The following is a 25,900-nucleotide window of genomic DNA, read 5'->3' on the forward strand; positions in this document are numbered from 1 at the left end:
CACCGAGCCGAGAGGGCGTCAAATTCCCCTGGAGAGCGCCCTGTTGCGCCACTTGTCATGCCCTGATCGGCACGTTAAGTTGTGCGGTTCCTGATGTCTTCGATGGGGGCTCCCATGGGTGTACGGGGCCGGCACCGCCGGTATCAGCCGAGCAGCATCAACCGGGCCTCGCTCGCCGTCACCGCCGGTGGCGCCGGGCTCGCGCTCCCGCTCATCGGCGCCGGAACCGCACATGCCGCGTCCGTGGACACCTGGAACAAGGTCGCCGCCTGCGAGTCCACCGGCAACTGGCGGATCAACACCGGCAACGGCTACTACGGCGGACTCCAGTTCAGCCAGAGCACCTGGCGCGCCTTCGGCGGCGCCGCCTACGCCCCGCGCGCCGACCTGGCCACCAAGGACCAGCAGATCGCCGTCGCCGAGAAGGTCCTGAAGGGGCAGGGACCGCAGGCCTGGCCCCAGTGCGGCAAGAAGGCGGGGCTCAGCCGCAGCGGCCCGGCCCCGGCCGTCGCACCGGGCAAGCAGGCCCCGTCCCAGAAGCAGGCGCAGGCCCAGTCCCAGAAGCCGGTCCTTCCGCAGCAGGCCAAGGCGGCGGCAGCCGGGCAGCAGGCCCCGGCGCCCCGCCCGACCGGGACGTCCGTGCTGCCGAACCCGTACGTCGTCGCCCCCGGTGACTCGCTCTCGGTCATCGCCACCGAGCAGCGCGTCGAGGGCGGCTGGCAGGCGCTGTACGAGACCAACCGCGCGACCGTCGGCGGCAACCCGAACCTGATCTTCCCGGGGCAGCGGCTCACCCTGCGGATCACCGCCGCGCCGCCCGCGCAGAACCCGGAGAAGCCGCCGCGCACGGCCGAGCCCGTGAAACCCGTGGAGCCGGCGGCGGAGAAGCCCGCCGAGGCGGCGCCCACCCCCGCCGAGAAGCCGGCCGAGAAGCCCGCCGAGAAGCCCAAGCCCGCCGAGAACACCGCGAAGCCCGCGCAGCAGCCCGCCTCAGCGCAGCAGAAGCCGGCTTCGGGCGGCTACTCGGCCCCCGTCGACGCCTCCCTCGGCACCGCCTACCGCGTCGCCGGCTCCTCCTGGTCCAGCGGCTACCACACCGGCGTCGACTTCCCGGTGGCGACCGGCACCACCGTCAAGTCCGTCGCCCCCGGCCAGGTCGTCTCCGCCGGCTGGGCCGGTGCGTACGGCTACCAGGTCGTCATCCGGCACACCGACGGCCGCTTCTCCCAGTACGCCCACCTGTCGGCGCTCGGCGTCAAGGCCGGGCAGCAGGTGTCGGGAGGCCAGCGGATCGGGCGTTCCGGTTCGACCGGCAACTCCAGCGGACCGCACCTGCACTTCGAGATGCGGACGGGAGCCGGCTACGGCACCGACATCGACCCGCTGAAGTACCTCCGGGCCCACGGGGTCGACATCTGACCCCCGTACGTGGGAGGGCACGGCGGTGAGCAGGACCAGTCCGGCGGCCGCCACCGCAGCGCTGGCCAGCGCCGCCGCCGTGCCGGCCGCCCCGTACCGGAAGCCCTCGTCGAAGAGCGTGAGGCCGACCGTCGCCGCGACCACCGGATTGACCACGGTCACCGCGGCCAGCGGGGCGGTCAGCCCCGCACCCCGGTAGGCCGCCTGCGAGAGCAGCAGTCCGCCGGAGGCCAGCAGGGCTATCGCCGCGAGACCGGGCCACAGGTCTCCCGGCGACCCGCCGGTGAAGCCCTCCGCCACCGACTTGGTGAACACCGAGGCCATGCCGAAGGCGGTACCGGCCGCCGCGGCCAGCAGCACGCTGCGCAGCACCGCCCGGCGCATCCGGTGCGCTGCCGCGAACAGCGCCGCCACCGCCGCCCCGGTCACGAGGAGCAGCAGACTGCGCTCACCGCCCGCGAGCGTCGGCTCCGCCCGGCCGTCGCCGCCGGTCAGGGCCAGCAGACCGGCCAGGCCCGCCGTGGCCAGCACCGCGCCGCGCCAGGCCGCGGCGCCCGCCCGGCGCCGTACGAAGACGGCCGCCAGCGGCAGGGCGAAGACGATGGTGAGGGCGCCGAGCGGCTGGACCAGGCTCAGCGGCCCGTACGCGAGGGCCGCCACGTGCAGCAGGGCGCCGAGTCCGTTGAGCGCCACCGCGGCCCACCAGCCGCCCCGCCGCAGCGGTGCGTACGGGCGGTCCGGCGTCGTCGCGGCGACCCTTTCCTGGACGATCGCGCCGCCCGCGTACGCCAGAGCGGACACGAGGCAGAGCAGGACCGACAGCGCCAGTGCACTCATGAAGTCCACAATGCCCGACCGGACTTCGCTATTCCTCAGCCCACAGGCGGTCACTGGTCATACTCCTGGCGTAGTACGGGAGTACTCGAGTCTGCGCGCCGGCAAGACCCGTGCGAATGCGCGGAGTAGTCATGTGCTCGCACCGTGTGAGGTGCGTGCCGATGGGTTTGGTCCCGGGCGCGTCCGATCCGTACAGTTTCCCTTTTGAGGACTTCCGCAGCAGGCGGATGCGGACGAGTGATCAAGGAACGGCAGCGGCCATGACGGTGACCGAAGACAGCCAGGACTACGGGCACGCATACGGACCGGGCATCGACCCCGAGCGGCTGGCCCTCTGCCTCAGCGTGCTCGACGAGCTGGACAAGCTCGACGTCGACCACCCGGACGCGATCACCGTACGCCGCGCCACCGCCGGTCTCTACCGCACGGTCAAGCAGCGCCGCCGCCAGGAGCGCCGCGCCGCCAAGACCGCCAACGACAAGGCCGTCACCGAGGCCACCGCCACCGGCTCCGCCGAGCGCATCGACGACGAGACCGAGGGCCTGCTGCCCTCCTCGGTCACGGAGGCCGGCCGGATCGCCGGGATACTCCAGCGCCCGCGCTCCTGCTACATCTGCAAGACGCGGTACGTCGAGGTCGACTACTTCTACCACCAGCTCTGCCAGACGTGCGCCGCCGAGAACCGGGCCAGGCGCGAGGCCCGCGCCGACCTCACCGGCAAGCGCGCCCTGCTCACCGGCGGCCGGGCCAAGATCGGCATGTACATCGCGCTGCGGCTGCTGCGCGACGGCGCCCACACCACGATCACCACCCGCTTCCCCAAGGACGCCATCCGCCGCTTCAAGGCGATGGAGGACTCGGCGGAGTGGATCCACCGCCTGGAGGTCGTCGGCATCGACCTGCGCGACCCGGCCCAGTCCGTCGCGCTCGCCGAGCAGGTGGCCGAGGCCGGTCCGCTGGACATCCTGATCAACAACGCGACGCAGACCGTCCGCCGCCTGCCCACCGCGTACGCCGCGCTGGTCGAGGGGGAGGGCGCCCCGCTGCCGGCCGGCGAGCTCCCCGCCCACCACGTCATCGGCGCCTTCAACTCCGGTGCGGTCGACGGCCTGGCGGCGCTGCCCGTCGGCGTGAGCGGGCTCGAGGCCCAGAAGGTCGCCGACCTGGCCCTGGTGGCGGGCAACGCCAGCCTGGAGCGGCACCTCGCCGGAACCGCCATCGACGCGGGCGGCCTGCTCCCCGACGTCGTCCAGAGCAACACCTGGGTGCAGACCATCGACCAGATCTCCCCGGTGGAGCTGCTCGAGACCCAGCTGTGCAACTACACCTCGCCCTTCATCCTGATCAGCGCGCTGCGGCCGGCCATGGCCGAGGCCGCCCGTAAGGCGTCCAGCGGGCGCGCGTACGTCGTGAACGTCTCCGCGATGGAGGGCGTCTTCAGCCGCGGCTACAAGGGCGCGGGCCACCCGAACACCAACGCCGCCAAGGCCGCGATGAACATGGTGACGCGGACCAGCGGCCAGGAGATGTTCCAGACCGACCGCATCCTGATGACCTCGGTCGACACCGGCTGGATCACCGACGAGCGCCCGCACTTCGACAAGCTGCGCCTCGCCGAGGAGGGTTTCCACGCCCCCCTCGACCTGATCGACGGCGCGGCCCGGGTCTACGACCCCGTCGTCCGCGGCGAGGCGGGCGAAGACCTGTTCGGAGTCTTCCTGAAGGACTACGCGCCCGCGAACTGGTAGCCGCACCGGGGCCCGGCGGCCCCCCCACGACCCTGAGGCCGGCCCCCTCGGCACGCCGAGGAGGCCGGTCTTCTCAGGTTCTCGGCAGGAAGCGCCGCCCGGCCGCCGCCCGGTAGGCCCCGGCCGCGACCAGTTCCAGCACCGGCTGCCAGTCCTCCAGCTCGCCCGCCTCCGGGCCCGCCGCGTCCGCGCCGTCGTGCGCCTGGCGCAGGGCCGCCGCGGCCTCGCCGTCCTGGCCGGCCGCCGCCAGGGCGCCGGACCCGGCGCCCTCCCCGGCCCGCGCGTGCAGGCGGATCAGCCGGGCCACCCGCTCACCGAGCAGCTGACGCACCGCCTCCGCCACATCGTGATCGCGCGGGAACGCTGCGTCACCCGGACGGAGCAGCTCGCCGAGATCCAGTACCAGCCCCGCGATCTGGAGCTCTTTGTCGAACGGGTGGGCGCGGCGCAGCAGGGCCGCGGTCCGCAGTCCACGGCCGTCGCGGCAGGCGTGCAGAAGATCCATCAGCTCCGGAACGCTCGAGACGTGGGGCACTTCGAACCCCCGTACTCCGGACCTCGCCACCGCCGCTCCCTCCGTCGCCCCCGCGCGCATCCGGGCACGAGCGGACCATGCTTGTCGCACCCGCGGGCCGACGACTTCCTGAACTCGCGGCGAAAACAAGAGGGCGACGTGGTTTTTGCCTTTCTATCGAGCGGGGGCCCGCTCATATGTGTACTGTGGGGCATCAGACGGCCCCACCCGGGCCACGCTCCACCAAGGCGCCACCGCGTCCGGAAAACCTTTCCTCCCAGCCCGGCGCGGCACGCCTGCCGGGTTACGCGACACAGAGGAGTGCGCGGTGACAGAAACGACGAAGCCCGAACCGACGTTGCTGGAGCGGACGGGAACGCGGGCCAAGCCGCGGACCGACGAGCTCGGAAGCCTTGAGGTCTGGGCGCGGTCCGCCCCGATCCGGCTGGCGGGGTACGAGGACGACCTGGCGGAATCGCACATCCTGCCCGGCATCGACTGACCCGCAAGAGCGGTACGCGCGCCCCCGTGCCCACCCGCACCGGGGCGCTGCCGCACCCCCGGCGGCTCCCGGACCGCCTACGCCGTGAGCGTCATCGCTGACGGCGATCATGACTTCCGCCGCCCCGGCAGCCCAGGCACGCTGAGGGACATGAAGCTGCTGATGCTGGGTGGAACCGAATTCGTCGGACGCGCGATCACCGAGGACGCCCTCGAACGGGGCTGGGAGGTGACCGTCTTCCACCGGGGCCACCACGCACCCCCGCCGGGCACCTCCGCCCTGCACGGGGACCGCACCGCCCCCGGTGGCCTGGACGCCCTGGCCGAAGGGGAATGGGACCTCGTCGTCGACACCTGGGGCGGCGCCCCCACCGCCGTGCGCGACAGCGCCCGCCTGCTGCGCGAGCGGGCCGGCCGGTACGCCTACGTCTCCAGCCGCTCCGTGTACTCCTACCCCGCCCCGGCCGGCAGCGCCGAGGACGCCCCCGTGGTGGAGGGCTCGCCCGACGCCGGGTCCACCGCCTACGCCGAGGACAAGCGCGGCGGCGAACTCGCCGCCCTCGACGCCTTCGCGGACCGCGCCCTGCTGCTGCGCGCCGGGCTGATCCTCGGCCCGTACGAGAACGTCGGCCGGCTGCCCTGGTGGCTGAACCGCACCGCCCGCGGCGGCCCGGTCCTCGCCCCCGGCCCGCGGGACCTCCCGCTCCAGTACATCGACGTGCGCGACCTCGCGGGCTGGACCCTCGACGCGGCCGCCGCCGGGCTGGGCGGTGCGTACAACGCGGTCTCGCCCGTCGGGCACGCCACCATGGGCGGACTCCTGGAGGCCTGCGCCGCCACCACCGGCGGCGGCGCCGAACTGCGCTGGACCGGCCCGGAGCCGATCGAGCGGGCCGGAGTGCGGCCCTGGACCGAGCTCCCGGTCTGGATCCCGGCAGGGGAGGGGCACGACTTCATGTACGGCGGCGACGTCTCCAAGGCCCTGGCCGCGGGCCTGAAGTGCCGCCCGGTCGAGGAGACCGTGGCCGACACCTGGGCCTGGCTCCGCTCGCTCGGCGGACGGGCCCCGCAGCGCTCCGACCGGCCGGCGCCCGGCATCGACCCGGCCCGGGAGGCGGAGCTACTCGGGCTCTGACCGGGCCGCGCCGGCGAGCCGGGTGGGCGGCAGGTACTCGCGCACCAGAGTGCGGTGCCACCACGCGCCCGTCTCGCGCAGCTCCCGCCACGTGGTGAACCGGTAGCGGTAGAGCAGGGCGCGGACATGGCGCGGCGGGGCGTCCGGGAAGGGGTTGTGGCCCAGCAGCCGCAGCGTGTCCCGGTCGCCCGCCAGCAGCCGCTCCACGAACGGCCCGAACCAGTCCCGCGCGTAGCCGGGGGAGAGCGCCGCGAACCACATCAGCCAGTCCAGGCGCAGGTGGTACGGGGCGAACTGGCGGGGAACCCGGCGCAGTCCGCCCGGCTTCCCCTTGAAGCCGTACTCCCGCCAGGCCCCGTCGGCGTGCGGCACCCGGTCCGCGGTCCCCTCCACCACCACCTCCTCGCGGATCCGGCCCACCGTGCCGAACGCCCCGTAGGTGTTGACCAGGTGGAGCGAGTCGAAGGAGCGGTTCATCACCTGGCGGCGCGAGACCATGTTGAGCACCGGATGCCGGCTGAGCACCAGCACCAGTACGGTCACCGCGCAGACCAGCACCGCGAACCACACCGGCGCGCCACGCGAGGCGGCGGCCGGGGGCGGCCCCGCGAGCCCCGTGAAGTCCACGGCCGACAGCGCCAGGGTGATCGTCAGCCAGTTCAGCCAGGCGAAGTTGCCGGACAGCACCAGCCACAGCTGCGTCGCCACGATGATCCCCGCGGCGTACGAGGCCACCGGCTGCGGGGTGAACAGCAGGACGGGGACCACCAGTTGGGTCACGTGGTTGGCCGCGCACTCCACCCGGTGCAACGGCCTGGGCAGATGATGGAAGAACCAGCTCAGCGGCCCGGGCATCGGCTGCGTCTCGTGGTGGAAGTACAGGCAGGTGAGCGTGCGCCAGCAGGGGTCCCCGCGGATCTTGATGAGCCCGGCCCCGAACTCCACGCGGAAGAGCACCCAGCGCAGCAGCCACAGCACCAGCACCGGCGGCCCGGTCCGGGCGTTGCCGAGGAAGACGGCGAGGAACCCCACCTCCAGCAGCAGCGACTCCCAGCCGAAGGAGTACCAGGTCTGCCCCACGTTCACGATGGACAGGTAGAGCAGCCACAGCAGCGCCCACATCGCCATGGCGACGGCCAGCGGCACCTCGTCCCCGGCGCCCGCCGCCAGCGCCGCGGCCAGCAGTGCCCCGGCCCAGGCGCACCCGGCGAAGAGCCGGTCGGAGTAGCGCAGTTGGAACAGGCTGGGCGCGCGCCGGAAGGGCACGTGCCGCACGTAGCGCGGCACGGGCAGCATGCCCCGCGCTCCGATCAGGGCCCGGAACTGCAAGGTGGCCCCGACGAAGGCGAAGAGGTAGACGCCGGCCAGGGCCCGCTGGAAGACCAGCCGGCCGAGCCAGTACCCGGGCGCCGTGAACCAGTCCATTGCCTCCAGTATCGGACCGGTCAGGCCGCGGCTGCCAGCCTGCGCACCTGGCGGCCGAGCAGGCGGGCGTAACTCCGCTGGAGGACGGGGACCACCGGGCCCGCGAGCCGGGTGTACCAGCTCGCAGGGCGGCTGAAGGCGGTCACGGTGAACCAGACCGTGCCGTCGGCCTCCATGTCCACGACGAAGGACTCCTCCCCGCTCTCGGGATGGCCGGTCAGCGTCCCGTAGGCGAAGCCCACCCGGTTGGGCTCGTACGCCGTCCAGACCACCTCGCACCGCGCGCTGATCCGCAGCGGTCCGAGGCCTATCCCGACCACCGCGCGGCTGCCGGGCCGCACGGCCCCGGCGTCGGCCCTCACCCGCATCCCGGAGGTCCGGTGGGCGTGGAAGGTGGTCACCGCGACTCCGGCGGTCTCGAAGGCGGCCCGCCCGTGGCCGATCCGGGTGCGGTGGTGCAGGTGGTGGTAGCCGGCGGGCAGCGGGCTGCGGGCCGTCGCACCCCGCTCGGGGTAGCTGAGGGCGTCCGGGCCGGCGCTGATGATGCGGGTCATGACGTGGTCTCCTGTCGGGCGGTCCGCGGGTGCTCTGGGGTCAGCCGGCGCCAGGCCAGCACCGAGCAGAGGGCGAATCCGAGGGCGTTGCCGAGGCCGTGGGTCGCGGCCATCCAGGTCAGCGTGGGGTGCGGGATCCCGGTGGCCTCGCCGGCCGCCCACCACAGGGCGAGCAGCATGGTGGCGACCAGGACCACGGCCGAGGTGGCGAGCACAGCCCGTGTGACCCGGTCGGGTCCGGCGGGCCGGATCTCCCGCCAGGTCGTCAGGGCGACGGCCCACATCCCGCCGGTCAGGACGACCGCGCCCGCCAGTTCGGCCCAGTCGCCGACGAAGTAGCCGAGGAGTACGAGCAGGGTGCCGGCCGGGACGCTGTAGGCGGCCCAGCGCGCGCCCGGCCCGGGCGCCGCGGCCCGGCACACCAGTCCGGCGACCAGGGCGGCCGCGAATCCGGCGAAGTGGAAGTGGGGCACGGTGAGCGCCAGGATGTCGAGGCCGAACCCGAAGAGCCGGTGGCCGGCGCGCTCGGCGACCAGGGCGGTCCCGGCGACGGCGGGCGAGGCCAGTGCGGTGGCCGCGGCGATGTCGGCCGGTCCGGGCATCCGGCCCCGCGGCAGCACGGCCGGGGCCCGCGCGGCGAGGGCCAGGCAGGCCGCCGCGTAGAGTGCGGCGAGCACGGTGGCCGGCAGGCCGCGCGGCAGCCACAGGCACACCGCGCCGAGGGCGGCGGGCAGCGGCCACAGGCGGGCGGTCCGGCGCAGCCCGGCCGGGTCGATCAGGCGCAGTCCGGCCGGGACCACGTAGAGCATGCCCAGGGTGACGATCACGTTCACCAGTACCGTCACGACGGTCTCCCCTCCCCAGCGTGTTGAACGTGTTCAACTCGCGAGGCCGACTCTACGGGGTTACTTGAACATGTTCAAGAAGCGCTCCGGTTGCGGCCCTCGCGCGGATGCGGCAGACAAGAGGCAGTAACCGGGGCGAAAAGGGAGATACACGTGCACGCACCGACACCTCCGACACCTCGTCAGGCGCCGCGTCGTCACGCACCGGCCGGCGCCGCTCTGTTGGCCGCCCTCGGCCTGTTCGCGGCGGGCTGCGGCGGCTCCGAGGGGGAGCGGGGATCCGCGGGAGCCGAGAGCCAGGACGTCTACCTCCAGCCCGTGGCCTCCGCGGGCCCGGCCCCCTTCACCGCATCCTCGGCCACCGCCGAGTCCGCCCCCGTACAGCCCCCGCTGCCCAACCCGACCGGACAGGGCATCCGCACGGTGAACGCGGCCACCCCCGGCCTGTACGGCGGCACCCAGCGGCTCGGCAGCTGCGACGTGGAACAGCAGGTCCGCTACCTGACCGAGGACGCCGCCAAGGCCCGCGCCTTCGCCGAGGCCTCCGGCATCGAACAGGCGAAGATCCCCGACTTCCTCCGCGGCCTCACCCCCGTCGTATTGCGGGCCGACACCCGGGTCACCAGCCACGGGTTCCGCGACGGCGTCGCCGACAGCTTCCAGTCCGTCCTCCAGGCCGGGTCCGCCGTCCTCGTCGACGACCACGGCATGCCCCGGGTCCGCTGCGCCTGCGGCAACCCGCTGCTCGCGCCGCGCGCGCCCAAGGGCTCCCCGGTGCCCAAGGGCGACCCGTGGAACGGCTACCAGCCCAACCAGGTCGTCGTCATCGAACCCACCACCCACGTGATCGACAACCTGGTCATCGTCAACATCGCCGACAACACCTGGATCGAGCGCAAACAGGGCGACGACGGTGCCCGGGACCGGCCCCCGCAGGCGCCGCCCAGGTTCGACCCGGCCGACGGCATCCCCGACGGACCCGTCACCCCGCCCGGGACCGTGCCCGCGGAGCCCTGCCCGAGCCCGACCGGCAACAGCCTCGCCCGGACCGCGCCGCCGACGCCGCGCGGCAACAGGCAGGGCGTACCGGCCCCGCCGGCCCCGTCACCCCCGCCGGCCGCGGACTGCCCGCCCGGCACCCCCTCCTCGCCGTCCGCTCCGGGCGACGGGCCGGGGCGCAGGCCCGGCCTGCCGACGAACCCGGCCGCGCCGCAGCGGCCGCCGTCGGACGGGCCCTCGGACACGCTGCCCGAGGACCCCTTCGACCTGCCCTCGGACGCCCCATCCGACGGGGCGGAGGACCAGGGCGATCCCTTCGACCCCTTCGGCCCCTCGGACCCCGCCTACCCCTCGGACCCCTCCGACCCCTATGCCGTCCCGGAGGAACAGCAGGCGTCGCCCTCCGACCCCGGCTACTCGCTGGAGAGCGCCTGACCGGCCCGTGTGTCATGGTGGACCGGTGCCGAGCTCCGTATCGCTGCCGGACGACTGGCCCGCGCACCCGGACCGGTCGCTGGCACTGAACCGCATGGGCAGCTTCGACTGGGACCTGGTCACCGGGCTCATGCACATGGACGCGGCGGCACTGGACGTCTTCGACACGGCCCCCGACGAGTACGACGGCAGGCCCGAATCCCTGTCGCCGCGCGTGCCGCCCGCCGAGGCCACCCGGCTCGACGCACTCGTCTCCAGCGCCCTCAAGAGCAGCGAGGACAGCTACGGCGCCTACTTCCGCATCCGCTGCCGCGACGGCCGGCTGCGCTGGACGCACACGCAGGGCCGCGTCATGCGCGGCCCCGACGGGCGCCCGTACCGGATCATCGGCATAGTCCGGGACGCCACCGACGAGCTCAGCCACTCCGCGGAACGCCTCGGCCTCGACGAGGAACGGCGCCGCCAGACCTCGGTGGTGGAGAGCACCACCGCCGCACTCGCCCACGCACGGACCGTCCAGGACGTCATCGACGCGCTCGGCGACGCCCACGGCCTGGAGCGGCTCGGCTCGATGGGCATGGTGATGGGCCTGGTCGAGGCCGGGCGGATCCACCTCGTCGCCGAGGGTCCGCAGGGCAGCTTCGTGCCGGGTACGCGGTACACGCGGGTGGACGAGCAGTACCCGATGAGCGAGGTCGTCCGCTCGCTCCAGCCGCGGTTCCTCGACTCGGCGCAGGAGTTCGCCGCGGGCTATCCAGGGCTCTGGGCGAAGATCGAGTACATGCGGATCTCGGCGGCCGCCTATCTCCCGCTGATCGCCCAGGCCCGCCCGATCGGCGCGATCGGCCTGCTCTACCAGGACAAGGACGGCTTCACCCAGGACGACCGGAACCTGCTCGTCGCCCTGGGCAGCAGCATCGCGCAGAGCCTGCAGCGGGCCATGCTGCTGGAGCAGGAGCACGACCTGGCCGAGGGCCTCCAGCAGGCGATGCTGCCGCGCCGGATCCCGTCGGTGCCGGGCGCGGAGATCGCCGTCCGCTACCGCTCCGCCCGGATGGGCCAGGACATCGGCGGCGACTGGTACGACGTGATCCCGCTGCCCGGCGGACGGGTCGGCGCGGTCATCGGGGACGTCCAGGGCCACGACACGCACGCGGCGGCGGTCATGGGCCAGCTGCGGATCGTGCTGCGCGCGTACGCCGCCGAGGGGCACTCGCCGGGCACGGTCATGGCCCGGGCCTCCGTCTTCCTCCACGAACTGGACACCGACCGCTTCGCGACCTGCACCTACGTGGAGGCGGACCTCTCGACGGGCGTGCTCCAGCTGGTGCGCGCGGGCCACATCGACCCGCTGCTGCGCACCCGCGGCGGGGACTGCCGCAGGCTCCCGGTAGGGGGCGGGATGCCGCTGGGCCTCTCGGCGGAGTTCGGCCGCCTGGAGTATCCGGTGACCACGGTGGAGCTGGACCCCGGGGAAACGATCCTGCTGTGCACGGACGGCCTGGTCGAGCAGCCCGGCGCCGACCTGGACGACGGGATCCAGCTGCTCACCTCCCTGGTCCGCGGCGGACCGGCGGACCTCCAGCTCCTCGCCGACCGGTTGTGCGGGGTCGTCGACGAGCGGGGCGGCGACGACGACATGGCGCTGCTCCTGCTGCGCCGCCGGGTGGAGGAGTCCCCGCAGGGCGGCGGACGGCTCCAGCAGCACGTGGCGCCGGGGGACCCGGAGGCCCTGGTGGCGGCGCGCCACATGATCGGGGCTGCGGTGCGGGCATGGGGCGCCCGGGAACGGTCCGACGAGATCGAGCTCGTCGCGGACGAGCTCATCGTGAACGCCCTGATGCACACGGACGGGCCGGCGATCGTGACCCTGCGGGTGCTGAGCGGCCCCGAACGGCGGCTGCGGGTGGAGGTCGAGGACCGTTCCAGCGCCCTGCCGAGGCGGCGCGAGGCCGGGGAGTCCGGGGTGTCGGGGCGCGGGCTGATGCTCGTGGACCGGCTGGCGGACGTGTGGGGCGTGGAGTCGCGGGGCAGCGGCAAGTGCGTGTGGTGCGAGTTCGTGGTGGGCTGACGCCCGGGCCGCCGTACGGTTCGCGTTCCGTCCGGGGCCGGGGCAGGCTGGGAGCATGCCGGAGCTGCCCGAGGTCGAGGCCCTGCGGGAGTACCTCGACGAGCACCTCACCGGGCGGGTGGTGGAGCGCGTCCTCCCGCTCGCCGTGAGCGTCCTCAAGACGTACGAGCCGCCGCTGACCGCCCTCGAAGGGCAGACGGCCGGCGCCACCACCCGGTACGGCAAGTTCCTGGCCCTGCGCATCGGCGAACTGCACCTCGTCACCCACCTGGCCCGGGCCGGCTGGCTGCGCTGGCAGGACGAGCTGCCGGCGCAGCCGCCGCGCCCCGGCAAGGGACCGCTCGCGCTGCGCGTGGTCCTGGCGGACGGCGGCGGCTTCGACCTCACCGAGGCCGGTACCCAAGAGCGCCTCGCGGTGTACGTCGTACGCGATCCGCAGGAGGTGCCCGGCATCGCCCGCCTCGGTCCCGATCCGCTCGACGGAGCCTTCGGCCGGGACGCCTTCGCCGCCCTGCTCACGGATGAGCGCCGGCAGATCAAGGGCGTACTGCGCGACCAGGGCGTCATCGCCGGGATCGGCAACGCCTACAGCGACGAGATCCTGCACCGCGCCAAGGTCTCGCCCTTCAAACTGGCCGCGTCCTTCGACGAGGAGCAGACCACCCGGTTGTACGAGGCCGTCCAGGACACCCTGCGCGAGGCCGTCGGCCGGGCGCACGGAGTGGCAGCCGGGCGGCTCAAGGCCGAGAAGAAGAGCGGGCTGCGGGTGCACGGACGGGCCGGGGAGCCGTGCCCGGTGTGCGGGGACACCGTCCGCTCGGTCTCCTTCGCCGACTCCTCCCTGGAGTACTGCCCCACCTGCCAGACCGGCGGGAAACCGCTCGCGGACCGGCGGCTCTCGCGCCTCCTCAAATAGCGCGGCGCTGCGTAGACTCCGGCTCCATGGCCGAGGACCAGCGGCAGCCGCCGCGGCGCGAGATCGTCACCGGGGTGCCCCGCGGTACGCGCCGCAGACCGCCCGCGCACACCCCGGCCCGCTCGGAGATCTCCGAGCAGACCACCCTGGGCGCCACCTACGTACGGGCGCTCATGCGCAGCCAGCTCCGCGCGGGAATGGGGGCGCTGGCCGCACTCGCGCTGTCGGTCGGGGCGCTGCCGCTGGTGCTGCTGCTGCCGCGGGCGGCGTCCGGGCCGCTGGTGTGGCTGGCGCTGGGCCTGCTGGTGTATCCGGTGATGTGGCTGATCGCCCGCTGGTACGTCGGATGCGCCGAGCGCAACGAGGAGGACTTCACCGGCCTGGTGACGGACCCGGCCGAGGCCCCCGGGCCCCACCGCCGGGCCTGAGGCCGCCCGCCCGCCCGCGCTCGGCTCAGAACAGGTGCATCGCCAAGTGGCCCAGCGGCAGGCCGAGCTGCCAGGCCGGGGTCCACACCCGCGCGTTCTCGTCCAGTCCCGGCGGGGTGTCGGCGTGCCCGTGCCGTCCCGGGTCGAGGTTGGTGGCGAACAGCTCCGTGCGGTCCAGCCAGCGCCAGGCGGCCCGGGCCAGTTCCAGGTCCGGTTCCTCGGCGCGCCCGCGTTCCCGGGCCTCCTCGCCCAGCGCGAGGAAACGGGTGTGCACCCAGTCGCGCCAGGGGTGGCCGTACGCCGTCAGCGAGAGCCACTCGTCGAGCTGGGAGACCACCCGGATGCCGGAGAGCTCCCCGGCCGCGTCCGAGAGGTAGATCGTCAGCGCGAGTGTGTCCCGCCCGGCCCGGAACTCCAGGGTGCTGACCGGGATCAGCCGGCCCGTGCGCAGCAGTTCGTCTGCGATGTACTCGGCGTAGAGCCAAGCCATGGGCACCGCGAGCCCGCCGTCACTGGTGCCGTTCATACCCTCGGGCTGCACCGTTCCACCTTCTCCCGCGCGTTCAGCGTCCCGCCATCAGCCCTGAGCCTTCACCGAGCGGCTCGCCGGGCGGGGGTTGTTTACTCAACTTGAACGGTCTGATGCCTCATTCCATGCGGTTTCTGTCCGGTTAGCGCGCATTCGAGGCAGTACTCGCTCTGTTCGCGCGGGGGCTCCCGGCCCCGGCAGGGCTCAGGCGCCGAGGCCGTACCCGTACCCCTGGAGGTCCTTCCGCAGGGCGCGCAGGGCGTAGTGCGTACGGGATTTGACGGTTCCGGCCGGAATGCCGAGTTCGGCGGCGGCCTCGGCCACCGAGCGGTCCCGGAAGTAGACCTGCATCAGTACCTCGCGGTGCTCCGGGCCCAGCGAGCCGACGGCCCGCCGGACGTCGATCGCCGTGACCGAGCCGGCCACCGCGTCCTCGGGGGCGGGCGCGTGCTCCAGGCCCTCGGGGTCCACCTCCTGCGGCCGTGACAGGCGGGCGCGCCGTGCGTCGATCGCCAGCCGCCGGGCCACCGTGAACAGCCAGGGCCGCATGGATTCGTGCGCGGTCGACAGGACCTCGGGGTGCTGCCAGACCCGGACCAGGGTCTCCTGCACGAGGTCCTCCGCGCGCTGGGCGTCCCCGCCGGTGAGCCCGACCAGGAAACCGAACAGGGCCCGTCCGTGGTCGCGCTGGAGTTCGGCCAGCGTCTCGGGGTCGGTACGCCGAACGGCGGGGGAGAGCGGCACGAGGGGCTCCTTCCGAGGTGTGCGGAGGTCCGTGGGGGGAGGTCGAAGCACTCACCCTGATCTGCGAGGAGCCCCGACGGGAACCGTCCGGTCCGGCCGGTGCGCCCAAGCACCCGGGTGGTCCGGTGGGCGGCCGGGCCGGGCGGTGAACGGTCGAACGGCGCGGCGAACGGCAGCGGCCGATCGAGTGGCCGGATGCCCGGCGGACGGATCCGTTCCTTGACTATTGACGTCTTGTTATATGGATTACGAGAGATCGGATAGTCGTACTAGCGAGAGCCGGGCACGAGATGACCAAGCGCACCCGACAGGCCGCCGCCTTCCTCTCGGCCCTCCTGCTGTCCGCGGCCGCCGGCTGTTCGGCCGCCGGGGGACCGGCCCCGGCACGACTCGGCGAATCCGCCGCCTCCAGCGCCGCCGGTGCCCCCGCGGGCCCCTCGGACAGGGGCTTCACCCTGGTCGCGAGCGGCGACGTGCTGCCGCACACCTCCGTCATCCAGCGGGCGGCGAACGACGCCGGCGGCGACGGGCACGACTTCCGGCCGATGTTCTCCGGCGTCAAGTCCGTGGTCTCCGGCGCCGACCTGGCCCTGTGCCACATGGAGACCATCTACGGCGAAGAGGACGGCCCCTTCTCCGGCTACCCCGCCTTCGTCTCCCCGCCGAGCGTCGCCGACGCGCTGAAGGACACCGGCTACGACGGCTGCTCCACGGCCTCCAACCACACCCTGGACGACGGGGCCGACGGGCTGCGCCGCACACTGGACCGCTTCGACAAGGTCGGCCTCAGGCACGCCGGTTCGGCCCGTACGGCCGCGGAGGCGGCCACGGCGACCACGTACACGGCCGGCTCCGCCAAGGTCGCGCACCTCGCGTACACCTACGACACCAACGGGTACCCCATGCCGCAAGGACAGCCGTGGGCGGTCAACCTGATGGAACAGGACAAGATCGTCGCGGACGCGCGGGCCGCCCGGAAGGCGGGCGCGGACGTGGTCCTGGTCAGCCTGCACTGGGGCACGGAGTGGCAGACCGCACCGGACGACAACCAGCTCTCGCTCGGCAAGGCGCTGACCGCCTCGCAGACCGGCGGCCGCCCGGACATCGACATGATCCTGGGCACGCACGCGCACATCCCGCAGGCGTACGAGAAGGTCAACGGCACCTGGATCGTCTACGGCATGGGCGACCAGGTCGCGGGCGAGATGTTCAACTACTCCGGCGCGCGGGACATGCGCGGCAACTACGGCTCGATCGGCCGCTTCACCTTCGCCCCGCCGGCCGCCCCCGGGCAGCGCTGGCAGGTCACCAGGGCAGAGTTCGTCCCGCAGATGATGGACCTCTCCATCGGCCGCGTCGTCAACCTGCCGGCGACCCTCGCGGAGCACCCCGGCCAGGGCGAGTACGAGGACGCCCAGGACGCCGTCACCGAGGCCGTCCTCAGCCGCGGTGCGGCGAAGGACGGCCTGACGATGGCGAAATAGCCCTCACGCCACGGCGGCGCCGGACCGGCGCCGCACCGCGGCTCACGGCACCACGGTCACGGGCCAGCGGCCCGCCTTCACCAGGCGGATCGCCACCGATCCCACGATGCGGTGGCCCGCCTGCTCCGAGGCACCGACCACCACCGCGTCCGCCGTCAGCTCCTCCGCCGCGCTCACCAGGCCCGCGTAGGGGTCGCCGCGGAAGGTGTGGAACTGCCAGCGCACCTCGTAGATGCCCTTGAGCCGCTCCGCCGACTCCCGGATCTCCGCCACCAGGCCCTCCGCGATCTCCCCGGTGGTGTCGGCCACCGGCGCGCCCAGCGCGGCGCCGGCCGGCATCACCGGCTGGACGTACACCAGCGCCAGCAGCGCGTTCTGCCGCCGGGCCAGCCCCGCCGCGTAGGCCGCCGCCCGCAGCGAGGACTCCGACCCGTCCACCCCGGCCAGAATCACCTTCGGACCGTCGGTGCCCCGCTCGAATCCCGTGTTCACGTGCTCCGTCACCCACCCGAGGCTAGTCCCCTCGGCGAGCGGACCGGCGCCGCCCTCCCTACAGTGCGAACCATGAGTGCCACCGTGGAGCAGACGCGCGGAACCCGGAACCGCTTCCTCAACCGGGTCCCCGACGGATTCGGCGCGTTCTTCGGGACGCTCGGTCTGCTGTGCGCCCTGCTGGCGCTCTCCCCGACGCTGCGGCGCCTGCTGAGGCACATCGTCCGGTTCCTCGACCTCTTCGTCGTCCCGGTCAGCGCCAACCTCGCCTACGCCGTCTTCCTCTTCCTGCTCGCCGCGGCACTCGGCACCCGCAAGAAGGTCGCCTGGTGGATCGTCGTCACCTATCTGGCCCTGCTGATCCTCGACGACGTGATCGAAATCGCCCTCGGCGACCTCTGGATCGGCGTCTCCTCCGGGGCGCTGGCCGTCCTCGCCATGGGACTGCTCATCGCCGCCCGCAGCGAGTTCTACGCCGCCTCCCGGCCCGGAGCCCTGTGGCGCGCCCTGATGGTGCTCGGCCTCGGGCTGCTCGCGGCCGTGCTCGTCGGCTGGGGGCTCGTCGCCCTCTTCCCCGGCACGCTGCCCAAGGGCCAGTGGCTGGACTGGGCCGCCAAGCAGGTCTTCGGCGGCCTCTTCTCCGCCCGCCAGTTCGACGGCCGCCCGCCCCGCCCGCTGTACTTCCTGCTCGGCCTGTTCGGCGCCCTCGCCCTGCTGAACGCCGCCGCGGCCCTCTTCCGCTCCCAGCGCCTGACCGCCGCCCTGCACGGGGACGAGGAGCCCCGCATCCGGGCCCTCCTCGGCGCCTACGGACGGGGCGACTCCCTCGGCTACTTCGCAACCCGGCGCGACAAGGCCGTCGTCTTCGCGCCCAACGGCATGGCCGCCGTCACCTACCGCGTCGAGGCCGGTGTCTGCCTCGCCAGCGGGGACCCGGTGGGCGACCCCGCCGCCTGGACCCCGGCCATCGACGCCTGGCTCGCGGTGGCCGGCCGCTACGGCTGGCAGCCCGCCGTCATGGGGGCCTCCGAGGACGGCGCCACCGCCTACGCCCGCTCCGGCCTCAGCGCCCTCCAGCTCGGCGACGAGGCCATCCTGCACGTCGCCCACTTCGACCTCGACGGCCGCGACATGCGCGTCACCCGCCAGGCCGTCAACCGCGTCAAGCGCACCGGAGCCACCACCCGCATCCGCCGCCACTCCGCCCTCTCCGAGGACGAGATGCAGACGATCGTGGACCGGGCCGACCGGTGGCGCGACACCGAGACCGAGCGCGGCTTCTCGATGGCCCTGGACCGGCTCGGCGACGCCGCCGACGGGGACTGCCTGCTGGTCGAGGCCTTCGACGCCGAAGGAGCGCTGATCGCCCTGCTCTCCTTCGTCCCCTGGGGCAAGGACGGCATCTCCCTCGACCTGATGCGCCGCGACCGTACCGCCCCCAACGGGGTCATGGAGTTCATGGTCGCCGAGCTCTGCGCCGCCGCCCCGGGCCTCGGCGTCCGCCGCATCTCCCTCAACTTCGCCGTCTTCCGCTCCGCCTTCGAGGAGGGCGGCCGGATCGGCGCCGGCCCCGTCCTGAAGCTGTGGCGCAAACTGCTGCTGTTCTTCTCCCGCTGGTGGCAGCTGGAGGCGCTCTACCGCTCGAACGTCAAGTACGGCCCCGAGTGGTACCCGCGGTTCCTCTGCTACCAGGACGCCGGCTCGCTCGCCCGGGTCAGCCTCGCCTCCGGCATCGCCGAGGGCTTCGTCTCGGTGCCGAGCCTGCGCACCCTGTGGGGCAACGGACACCCCAAGGGCCTGACCGCACCCGCCACCACCGAGGGGCTGCCCTCCATCGCCTCCCTGAACCTGGACGCGGTGGGGGAGGAGGCCGCGGCTGCCCAGGCCGAGCGCCTCCCCGAACAGGTGCGCGTACGCCACGAGAAGATGGAGCGCATCCGCGCCGCCGGCACCGACCCGTACCCGGTCGGCATCCGGCAGCGCACCCACACCGTGGCCGAGTTCGGGAACCTCCTCCCCGGCAGCCCGCCCCCCGGCACCCGCTCCGGGCAGCAGGCCACCCTCGCCGGCCGCGTGATGGTCGTGCGCGACCTCGGCGGCGTGGTCTTCGCCGTCCTGCGCGACTGGTCCGGGGACGTGCAGCTGATGCTCACCCGCGACGAGGCCGGGGCCGCGGTACTGGACTCCTTCACCTCCCAGGTCGACTTCGGCGACCACGTCGTGGCCGACGGAGAGGCCGGCACCAGCCGGACCGGCGAACCGTCCCTCGTGGTGCGGTCCTGGCAGCTCACCGGCAAATGCCTGCGCCCCCTGCCCGACAAGCGCAAGGGCCTCGCCGACCCGGAGGCCCGCGTCCGGCGCCGCTACCTCGACCTCGTCGCGAGCCCCGAGGCGCGCGACGTCGTACGGGCCCGCTCCAGCGCGGTGCAGGCCCTGCGCCAGGGGCTGCTGGACCGCGGCTACCTCGAGGTCGAGACCCCGATGCTCCAGCAGATCCACGGCGGCGCCAACGCCCGCCCCTTCCGCACCCACATCAACGCCTACGACCTGGACCTGTACCTGCGCATCGCGCCCGAGCTGTACCTCAAACGGCTCTGCGTCGGCGGTATGGAGAAGGTCTTCGAGATGGGCCGCACCTTCCGCAACGAGGGCGTCTCCTACAAGCACAACCCCGAGTTCACGATGCTGGAGGCCTACCAGGCCTTCGCCGACTACGACGTGATGCTCGACCTCACCCGCGAGCTGATCCAGGGCGCCGCCACCGCCGCCTTCGGCTCGCCCGTCGCCCACAAGGCGGGACCCGACGGGAAGCTCGTCGTCCACGACATCTCCGGACCCTGGCCGGTCAAGACGATGTACGGGGCCATCAGCGAGGCCCTCGGCGAGGAAGTGGACGCCGACACCGAGGAGCACGTCCTGCGCAGGCTGTGCGACCGCGCGGCCGTCCCCCACGCGCCCGAGGACACCCGCGGCGACGTGGTCCTGGAGATGTACGAGCGGCTGGTGGAGGAGCGCACCAAACTGCCCACCTTCTACAAGGACTTCCCCACCGACGTCTCCCCGCTCACCCGCCAGCACCGGGGGGACCCGCGGCTCGCCGAGCGCTGGGACCTGGTGGCCTTCGGAACCGAACTGGGCACCGCCTACTCGGAGCTGACCGACCCCGTCGAGCAGCGCCGCCGCCTCACCGCCCAGTCGCTGCTGGCGGCGGGCGGCGACCCGGAGGCGATGGAACTCGACAACGACTTCCTGGACGCGCTCGAGTACGCGATGCCGCCGACCGGCGGCCTCGGCATCGGGGTGGACCGCCTCGTCATGTTCCTCACGGGCCTGACGATCCGCGAGACGCTCCCGTTCCCCCTGGTGAGACGCGGCTGATCGGGTGAGGGGGCCGGGGCGCGTCCGCGCCTCTCGACATCCGCGGCGATGTCGTTGATACGTAGTAATAATGAAAAATGACGAGCCGACAGTAGGGCGACGCGTGCTCCTGCGCACCGCCGTCTTCCTCGGAGTCGCGGCCGCCGCCGGTCTGATCAACGCGGGCGGTGAGGGCGGTGCGCCCCGGCCCGGATCCGGCCCCGCCCCCGCGGGCGGGCCCGGTCCGCACCCGGCCGCCGGACCCCCCGGGATGCTCCCCGACGGGAGACTCGAGAAGTCCTACCGCCTGCGGCCGATGACCGCCGGGGCCCCCGCCCGGCCCCCCCTCGCCAAGCCGGCCGTCCGCAGCCGCCCCATCCTCGAACTGCCCCCCGCCGCCGCGGGGAACTCGATGGTGCTCACCTTCGACGACGGGCCCGACCCCCGCTACACCCCCGGGATCCTCGACACCCTCGCCCGCTACGGGGTGCGCGCGCTCTTCTTCGTCTGCGGGGAGATGGCCACCGAGAACCGCGACCTGCTGCGCCGGATGGCCGCCGAGGGCCACGTCATCGGCAACCACACCTGGACCCACCCGCTCATCCCCACGCTCGGCCGGCCCGCCCTCGTCTCCGAGATCGGCCGCACCAGCGAGGTCGTCCAGCAGGTGGTGGGCGAGGCCCCCGTGTGGTTCCGTGCGCCGTTCGGGGCGTGGAACCGGGCCGCCTTCGAGATCGGGGCCGAACTCGGCATGGAGCCGCTCGCCTGGACCGTGGACACCCTGGACTGGAAGGAACCGGGGACGACCACGATCATCTCCCGGGTCCTGGACGGCGCCGGGCCCGGCGTGATCGTGCTGTCCCACGACGCGGGCGGCGACCGCTCGCAGAGCGTCCGGGCGATCGGCTCGTACCTGCCCCAACTCCTCGCGCGCGGCTACCGCATGACCCTGCCGACGCTGCCGTCCCGCTAGGGCCGTGTTCACGCCCTGCGGCGGCCGGCGGGCGTAGGGTCGGAGCCTGTTCCCGAGGAGGACTGCTGATGCGCTGCGTGACGTACTCGATGGGCGTCTCCCTGGACGGCTACATCGTCGGACCGGACGGAGGCATCGAATGGACGGAGCCCGATCCCGACGTCTTCCGCTTCTGGATCGACGAGACCCGGAAGATCGACGTCCACCTGATGGGGCGGCGGCTGTACGAGACGATGCTGTACTGGGAGACCGCCGACCAGGATCCCTCGCTCGGCGCGCCCGAGCTGGAATGGACCGCGCTCTGGAAGCCGCTCCCCAAGGTGGTGTTCTCCACCACGCTGTCGACGGTGCAGGGCAACGCCCGCCTGCTCTCCGGCGGCCTGCCGGAGGAGATCGAGCGGCTGCGGGCCGAGCCGGGGGAGGGCGACATCGCGATCGGCGGCGCGACGCTCGCCGCCGAGGCGGCCGCGTCGGACCTGATCGACGAATACCACGTCATGGTCCACCCGGTACTGGTCGGCGGCGGCATCCCGTTCTTCGCCCGGGACGAGCGCCGGGTGAATCTCCAGCTCGTCGAGACCCGCACCTTCAACTCGAAGTTCGTCCACCTCCGCTACCGCGTCGCCCGCCAGGTCCCGTCCTAGCCGTCGCCGAGGTGCACCGGGTGGGCCGTCCGGCACCTCGCGGACGGCCCACCGGACCGGCCTTCGGCCCTCGGTCTCCGCCTCCGCTCAGCGGGTCTCCACCATCCGGGCGAAGACGACCACGTTGCCCTCGTAGCCCCGGGACTTCGAGTAGCCCCCGCCGCACGTGATCACCCGGAGCTCGGCGTGCCCGGTGTCCCCGTACACCCGGGATCCGGGGAAGGCGTCCTTGGAGAACACCTCCACGCCGTACACCTCGAACACCGCCGTGCGCCCGTCGTACCGCTCCACCTCGATGTGGTTGCCCGGCTTCACGGAGCCCAGGCCGTAGAAGACCGCCGGGCCCTGCGCGTTGTCCACATGGCCGACGATCACCGCCGAGCCCCGCTGGCCCGGTGAGATGCCGTTGAGGTACCAGCCGGCCAGATTGCGGTCCTGCGGCGGCGGGGCGTCGATCCAGCCCTCCGCGTCCAGCCCGACCGTCATCACCGGCGCGTCCACGCTGATGGTGGGGATCCGGATGCGCTGCACCGACGAGTGCTCCAGCAGCTCCAGGCCCGCCGCCGCCTGCGGAGGGTTCGCCGGCAGCTGGTCGGCCGTCACCGCGACGGCCGAGGCCGCGGTGGGCTGGGGCGGCCCGTCATCCATGCCCACGCCGTTGCGCACCATCGCGAGGCCGCTGAGCATGACCAGGGCGAGCACGCCCCACGGTGAGAACTTGCGTGACTGCCCGGTCTCGTCCTCGCCCATGGTTCTCCCTTCCCGACGCGGGGGTCCCGACCCGCGATCCTGTCCCGCCCCCGTACGCCCTACGTCACGCACGCTAAGCCCGGCCCGGCAGGACGGCGAGAGGGGAGGGGCGAACGGGTGGCCGCGGCCGGAAGCGGGCCGGAAGGGGGCCGGAAGGGGTGCGCCCATCCAGGTAATCGTCACATAAATGCCTGACGGGTCGTGACCTGCGGATCCGTCAGCTGCGACGCCCGCGCTTCGGCGTGTCGCTCAACCGGGCGGCCCAAAGCCGGAAATGCGGAGGTTGCGGGCCGCCCCGAGGGTTCGAGATGGGAGGCGTTCTCGTCGATCATCCGGGGCCGACGCTCCGGGGCGCTTCCCGCTGGAGGTTCCACCATGCGTGTCTTGCGCGCTCTCACCGTGACGGCGGCAACCTGCGCCGCGATCGGCCTCAGTACTCCGCTCGCCTCCGCGACCCCCCCGGGCGGCGGGGGCAATGGGCCGAGCAACGTCTCGGTCAACCAGTTCGACGTGCACCAGGGATCCACGATGCAGCTGAGCGCATCGGGCTGCGGACACGGCGGTACCGTCACCTCGCACGGGAACTTTCCGCCGGCCAACCTGTCCGCGGGATCCATCGGCTTCGCCACCGTCCGGGTCTTCAACCACGCCTCGCCGGGCATCCACACGCTGTCGGTCAAGTGCAACGACAACAGCCTCGTCGCGACGGCCCGCTTCCGGATCCGGGAGGGGCGGCCCTCGCAGGGCGGCATCGGCGGGTCCCTCGGCCCGTCCACCGCCGAAACCGCCATCGGCGCGAGCCTCGTCGGCGGGGCGGCCCTGGGCGCCGGTGCCCACGTGCTGCGCCGTCGCCGCCCGCTCCGCGGCCGGGTCTGACCGGCCGACCTCCCCGGTCAGTCCCCGCGGGGGTGTCTTCCGGGAACGCACCCCCTCCGCCGGTCGCCCCGGGTCCTGGCCAGGACCCGGGGCGACCGGCTGCCGGCGGTCCGGGACGCGGGCGGCGGGGGATGACGGGCGGGTGCACCGACGGTGACGGGCGGGTTCAGTGGCCGCGACGGCCGGAGCTGCGGCGCAGGCAGTACGCGGTGCCGGCCGTGGCGGCGAGGAAGAGGCCCGCGCCCGCGCCGAGTTGCACCGGATCCAGGCCGGCCACACTGCCGCCGAGGCCGCCCTGCACGCCGCGGGCGGAGGTGGGGACGGTGGCGTTCGGGGTGGCCGTGCGCGTGGAACTGGTGGTCGGCCTGGTGGTCGTCGTGCTGCCCGCGATCGTCAGATCGACGTGGCCGTTCTCGCCGTTGCAGGTGAACGTGGCGGTGTACACCGCGCCGGGCCGGGCGTCCCGGTCCACCGTGACCTGTACGGTCTGGCCACGGGCGATGTTCACGGTGTCGAAGATCCCGGAGGAGACGGTGGCGTGGGCGGCGGGGCATCTGGTGACCGTGAGGACCGCCCGGCCGCCCGGAGCGACCGTGGACGGAGTGACGGAGAAGCCGAACGAGGGGTCCTGCCGGGTTTCCGCGGCGGTCGCGGCGGTCGTGCCGGGGACGCCGAGCGCGAGTACGGCGCCCGTGGCGCCGGTGATCAGCAGGGCTGTGACGGAGGTACGTATCGCACCCATGGTTGATCCTCCGGATCCCCGAGGAGCAGCCGCGGAATGGGTTCCCGCACGTGGCAGTTCGTGCGCCTCGATGTCCGCCACGCTAGGTCCGGGTGCCGTGGCCCGCGATCAGGAACGGGCGAATGGGGCATGGACCTAGGCCGAACCGGGGACGGGAGGCCCGTCCCCGGTTTGCCGGGGACCGTTCGGCGCTGTGCGCGCCGGGCCTTCAGTCCCGGAGACCCAGATGCGCGAACTGTGAGAGGAACGGTTCGGCGGTGGCCGCGATGCCCCGCCCGAAGGGCGCGTCGAAGTCCCAGATGAGGAACAGCAGGAAGGCGATCAGTGCGCTGAACAGACCGGCCAGCAACAGCTCGCGGAAGGAGCGCCGGATCTGCAGGGTGAAGATCAGGCCGACCGTCACCAGGGCTCCGGCGATGAGTCCGAACCACACCACCCCCGGCATCGTGGCTCCGGCGCCCAGACCGCGCGCGCCGCGGGCGTCGTCCGCGACGGCGACCTGGTCGACCAGCGGCTGGTACGCCTGCCCTTCGTGGTCGGTCTGCGGCTCGTAGTCGGTGACGTCACGGCGGATCCGCTCCAGCAGTTCGCCGCCGCGGTCCGTGAGCCGGCCGTGCTCGGTCATCTCCCGCCACTCGGTGTCCACCACGTACGTCACGTACGCGTCGACGTCGGCGCGGATCTTCTGGCGGACCTCGGCCGGGTAGACCTCGGAGCGGACGCTGATCTCGTGCAGGGCCTGGGCCTCCTGGCGCACGAACTCCTGGGCGGCACCGCGGCCCTCCCAGACGCCGGCGATCGCCAGGCCCAGCACGATCGCGTAGATCACCCCGATCATCATCGTCATGTACTCGATGACGTCCGGGGTTTCGTTCGGATCGTCGTCCTCGCCGATCCTGCGGTGGTTGATGAAGGCGATGGACAGCACCACGGCGCAGGCCGCGGCCATCGCGATCGTCAGGACGAGCCATTCCGACAAGATGACTCCCAATCGGTTACGGGTGGGGCGCAAGGGCTACCGGGGGCGCAGCGCGACGATCGCGAGCACCGCTGGAGCCGCGGTGAGCAGGGTGAAGGTCACCGGCGAGATGTGGTGTTCGACCGGTTTGCGGGCGGGTGCGCGGTACGAGGGCCGGGCCACCGGCCTGGTCACGGGCGGCGCCGCCGCAGGGGTGGGCGCGGGTGGCTCGACCACCGGGGGCGGAGCGGGCGCGGGCGGCGCCGGCTTCGGCGGGAGGGCCTTCGGCACGGGCTTCGGTACGGGTTTCGGCGCCGGTTTCGGCGGGGGCGGGGGCGGAGGTGGCGTGGGCTTCGGCGGTGGGGCCGGGGTCGGAGGGGGAGTGGGCTTCGGCGGTGGCGTGGGCTTCGGGGACGGCGGCGGGGAGGGAGTGGGCTTCGGAGGACAGGGCGGGGGAGGCGGCGGCGGTGGCGGGCAGTGGTGTCCGCCGTGACCCCCGTGACCGTCGTGCCCCCCGTGCCCTC

Annotated in this window: 24 protein-coding genes and 1 pseudogene; 13 read left to right on the forward strand and 12 right to left on the reverse strand. The window is 73.3% G+C overall.

The annotated features are described in order from the left end of the window. The first annotated feature begins 114 nt into the window (after positions 1-114). Positions 115-1,419, forward strand: coding sequence for a transglycosylase family protein (locus ACTVZO_RS33655; protein ID WP_443301917.1), 1,305 nt, complete (start codon positions 115-117; stop codon positions 1,417-1,419). Between the two features lie 24 nt (positions 1,420-1,443). Here the strand turns inward: ACTVZO_RS33655 and ACTVZO_RS33660 are convergent. After that, positions 1,444-2,256: pseudogene (locus ACTVZO_RS33660) on the reverse strand (DMT family transporter); the annotation flags it as partial. Between the two features lie 260 nt (positions 2,257-2,516). On the opposite strand from ACTVZO_RS33660, the gene ACTVZO_RS33665 reads away from it, so the two are divergent. After that, entirely contained in the window at positions 2,517-4,004 is a 1,488-nt protein-coding gene (locus ACTVZO_RS33665) for an SDR family NAD(P)-dependent oxidoreductase (protein WP_443301918.1), read from the forward strand. Between the two features lie 73 nt (positions 4,005-4,077). Here ACTVZO_RS33665 and ACTVZO_RS33670 read toward each other — a convergent pair whose 3' ends face one another. After that, on the reverse strand, positions 4,078-4,509 hold the full coding sequence (locus tag ACTVZO_RS33670; protein ID WP_443303353.1) for a hypothetical protein: 432 nt from the start codon (positions 4,507-4,509) through the stop codon (positions 4,078-4,080). 337 nt (positions 4,510-4,846) lie between these two features. Between ACTVZO_RS33670 and ACTVZO_RS33675 the strand changes: the two genes are divergently transcribed. Together ACTVZO_RS33675 and ACTVZO_RS33680 are read left to right on the forward strand one after the other, a co-directional pair. After that, positions 4,847-5,020 carry a hypothetical protein gene (locus ACTVZO_RS33675; protein ID WP_384228019.1) on the forward strand — a complete coding sequence of 58 codons (174 nt, stop codon included), beginning with the start codon at positions 4,847-4,849 and terminating at the stop codon, positions 5,018-5,020. A 150-nt stretch (positions 5,021-5,170) separates the two neighbouring features. Next, on the forward strand, positions 5,171-6,154 hold the full coding sequence (locus ACTVZO_RS33680) for an NAD-dependent epimerase/dehydratase family protein (RefSeq protein ID WP_443301919.1): 984 nt from the start codon (positions 5,171-5,173) through the stop codon (positions 6,152-6,154). Here ACTVZO_RS33680 and ACTVZO_RS33685 read toward each other — a convergent pair. Genes ACTVZO_RS33685 through ACTVZO_RS33695 form a run of 3 tightly spaced genes read right to left on the reverse strand, consistent with a single transcriptional unit; the run spans position 6,140 to position 8,978 of the window. Next, positions 6,140-7,579 (reverse strand): lipase maturation factor family protein, encoded by a 1,440-nt coding sequence (locus ACTVZO_RS33685; RefSeq protein WP_443301920.1) that lies wholly within the window; start codon positions 7,577-7,579, stop codon positions 6,140-6,142. The genes ACTVZO_RS33680 and ACTVZO_RS33685 overlap by 15 nt on opposite strands. Before the next feature lie 20 nt (positions 7,580-7,599). Next, entirely contained in the window at positions 7,600-8,133 is a 534-nt protein-coding gene (locus ACTVZO_RS33690) for a DUF1990 family protein (protein ID WP_443301921.1), read from the reverse strand. Next, positions 8,130-8,978 (reverse strand): YndJ family protein, encoded by an 849-nt coding sequence (locus ACTVZO_RS33695; RefSeq protein WP_443301922.1) that lies wholly within the window; start codon positions 8,976-8,978, stop codon positions 8,130-8,132. The genes ACTVZO_RS33690 and ACTVZO_RS33695 overlap by 4 nt, the downstream gene beginning before the upstream one ends. 153 nt (positions 8,979-9,131) lie before the next feature. On the opposite strand from ACTVZO_RS33695, the gene ACTVZO_RS33700 reads away from it, so the two are divergent. The 4 genes from ACTVZO_RS33700 to ACTVZO_RS33715 are packed head-to-tail and all read left to right on the forward strand — an operon-like array spanning position 9,132 to position 13,827. Continuing rightward, positions 9,132-10,412 carry a DUF6777 domain-containing protein gene (locus ACTVZO_RS33700; RefSeq protein WP_443301923.1) on the forward strand — a complete coding sequence of 427 codons (1,281 nt, stop codon included), beginning with the start codon at positions 9,132-9,134 and terminating at the stop codon, positions 10,410-10,412. Positions 10,413-10,419: 7 nt separating this feature from the next. Continuing rightward, entirely contained in the window at positions 10,420-12,483 is a 2,064-nt protein-coding gene (locus ACTVZO_RS33705) for a SpoIIE family protein phosphatase (RefSeq protein WP_443301924.1), read from the forward strand. Between the two features lie 55 nt (positions 12,484-12,538). Next, positions 12,539-13,399 (forward strand): Fpg/Nei family DNA glycosylase, encoded by an 861-nt coding sequence (locus ACTVZO_RS33710; RefSeq protein WP_443301925.1) that lies wholly within the window; start codon positions 12,539-12,541, stop codon positions 13,397-13,399. Positions 13,400-13,425: 26 nt separating this feature from the next. Beyond that, positions 13,426-13,827, forward strand: coding sequence for a hypothetical protein (locus ACTVZO_RS33715; RefSeq protein ID WP_443301926.1), 402 nt, complete (start codon positions 13,426-13,428; stop codon positions 13,825-13,827). Positions 13,828-13,852: 25 nt separating this feature from the next. On the opposite strand, the gene ACTVZO_RS33720 is transcribed toward ACTVZO_RS33715, so the two are convergent. Beyond that, entirely contained in the window at positions 13,853-14,353 is a 501-nt protein-coding gene (locus ACTVZO_RS33720) for a hypothetical protein (protein ID WP_069922841.1), read from the reverse strand. A 207-nt stretch (positions 14,354-14,560) separates the two neighbouring features. Next, the gene (locus ACTVZO_RS33725; protein ID WP_443301927.1) at positions 14,561-15,100 is read right to left on the reverse strand and encodes a sigma-70 family RNA polymerase sigma factor; all 540 of its coding nucleotides are present in this window, start codon (positions 15,098-15,100) and stop codon (positions 14,561-14,563) included. 290 nt (positions 15,101-15,390) lie between these two features. On the opposite strand from ACTVZO_RS33725, the gene ACTVZO_RS33730 reads away from it, so the two are divergent. Next, on the forward strand, positions 15,391-16,584 hold the full coding sequence (locus ACTVZO_RS33730) for a CapA family protein (protein ID WP_443301928.1): 1,194 nt from the start codon (positions 15,391-15,393) through the stop codon (positions 16,582-16,584). Positions 16,585-16,626: 42 nt separating this feature from the next. Here ACTVZO_RS33730 and ACTVZO_RS33735 read toward each other — a convergent pair whose 3' ends face one another. Then, positions 16,627-17,088, reverse strand: a complete 462-nt coding sequence (locus tag ACTVZO_RS33735) for a universal stress protein (RefSeq protein ID WP_443301929.1) — start codon at positions 17,086-17,088, stop codon at positions 16,627-16,629. A gap of 60 nt (positions 17,089-17,148) precedes the next feature. Between ACTVZO_RS33735 and lysX the strand changes: the two genes are divergently transcribed. The 3 genes from lysX (at position 17,149) to ACTVZO_RS33750 (ending at position 22,050) form a co-directional block, all read left to right on the forward strand. Further along, positions 17,149-20,454: a bifunctional lysylphosphatidylglycerol synthetase/lysine--tRNA ligase LysX gene (gene lysX, locus ACTVZO_RS33740; protein WP_443301930.1), complete on the forward strand. Its 3,306-nt coding sequence runs from the start codon at positions 17,149-17,151 to the stop codon at positions 20,452-20,454. A 70-nt stretch (positions 20,455-20,524) separates the two neighbouring features. Continuing rightward, a complete protein-coding gene (locus tag ACTVZO_RS33745) occupies positions 20,525-21,406 on the forward strand; it encodes a polysaccharide deacetylase family protein (RefSeq protein WP_443301931.1) in 882 nt (293 codons plus the stop codon). A 68-nt stretch (positions 21,407-21,474) separates the two neighbouring features. Next, positions 21,475-22,050, forward strand: a complete 576-nt coding sequence (locus ACTVZO_RS33750; RefSeq protein ID WP_443301932.1) for a dihydrofolate reductase family protein — start codon at positions 21,475-21,477, stop codon at positions 22,048-22,050. Positions 22,051-22,137: 87 nt separating this feature from the next. On the opposite strand, the gene ACTVZO_RS33755 is transcribed toward ACTVZO_RS33750, so the two are convergent. Beyond that, the gene (locus tag ACTVZO_RS33755) at positions 22,138-22,800 is read right to left on the reverse strand and encodes a class F sortase (RefSeq protein ID WP_443301933.1); all 663 of its coding nucleotides are present in this window, start codon (positions 22,798-22,800) and stop codon (positions 22,138-22,140) included. 375 nt (positions 22,801-23,175) lie between these two features. Between ACTVZO_RS33755 and ACTVZO_RS33760 the strand changes: the two genes are divergently transcribed. Then, complete coding sequence (locus tag ACTVZO_RS33760; protein WP_443301934.1) at positions 23,176-23,676, forward strand: hypothetical protein; 501 nt, start codon at positions 23,176-23,178, stop codon at positions 23,674-23,676. A 166-nt stretch (positions 23,677-23,842) separates the two neighbouring features. Here the strand turns inward: ACTVZO_RS33760 and ACTVZO_RS33765 are convergent, their stop codons facing one another. The 3 genes from ACTVZO_RS33765 to ACTVZO_RS33775 form a co-directional block, all read right to left on the reverse strand. Then, a complete protein-coding gene (locus ACTVZO_RS33765) occupies positions 23,843-24,418 on the reverse strand; it encodes a hypothetical protein (RefSeq protein ID WP_443301935.1) in 576 nt (191 codons plus the stop codon). 208 nt (positions 24,419-24,626) lie between these two features. Further along, positions 24,627-25,397: a bestrophin-like domain gene (locus tag ACTVZO_RS33770; RefSeq protein WP_443301936.1), complete on the reverse strand. Its 771-nt coding sequence runs from the start codon at positions 25,395-25,397 to the stop codon at positions 24,627-24,629. A gap of 36 nt (positions 25,398-25,433) precedes the next feature. Next, positions 25,434-25,667 carry a hypothetical protein gene (locus tag ACTVZO_RS33775; RefSeq protein ID WP_443301937.1) on the reverse strand — a complete coding sequence of 78 codons (234 nt, stop codon included), beginning with the start codon at positions 25,665-25,667 and terminating at the stop codon, positions 25,434-25,436. Positions 25,668-25,900 lie beyond the last annotated feature (233 nt).

Source organism: Streptomyces sp. IBSNAI002 (assembly GCF_052244475.1).
Taxonomy (GTDB): domain Bacteria; phylum Actinomycetota; class Actinomycetes; order Streptomycetales; family Streptomycetaceae; genus Streptomyces.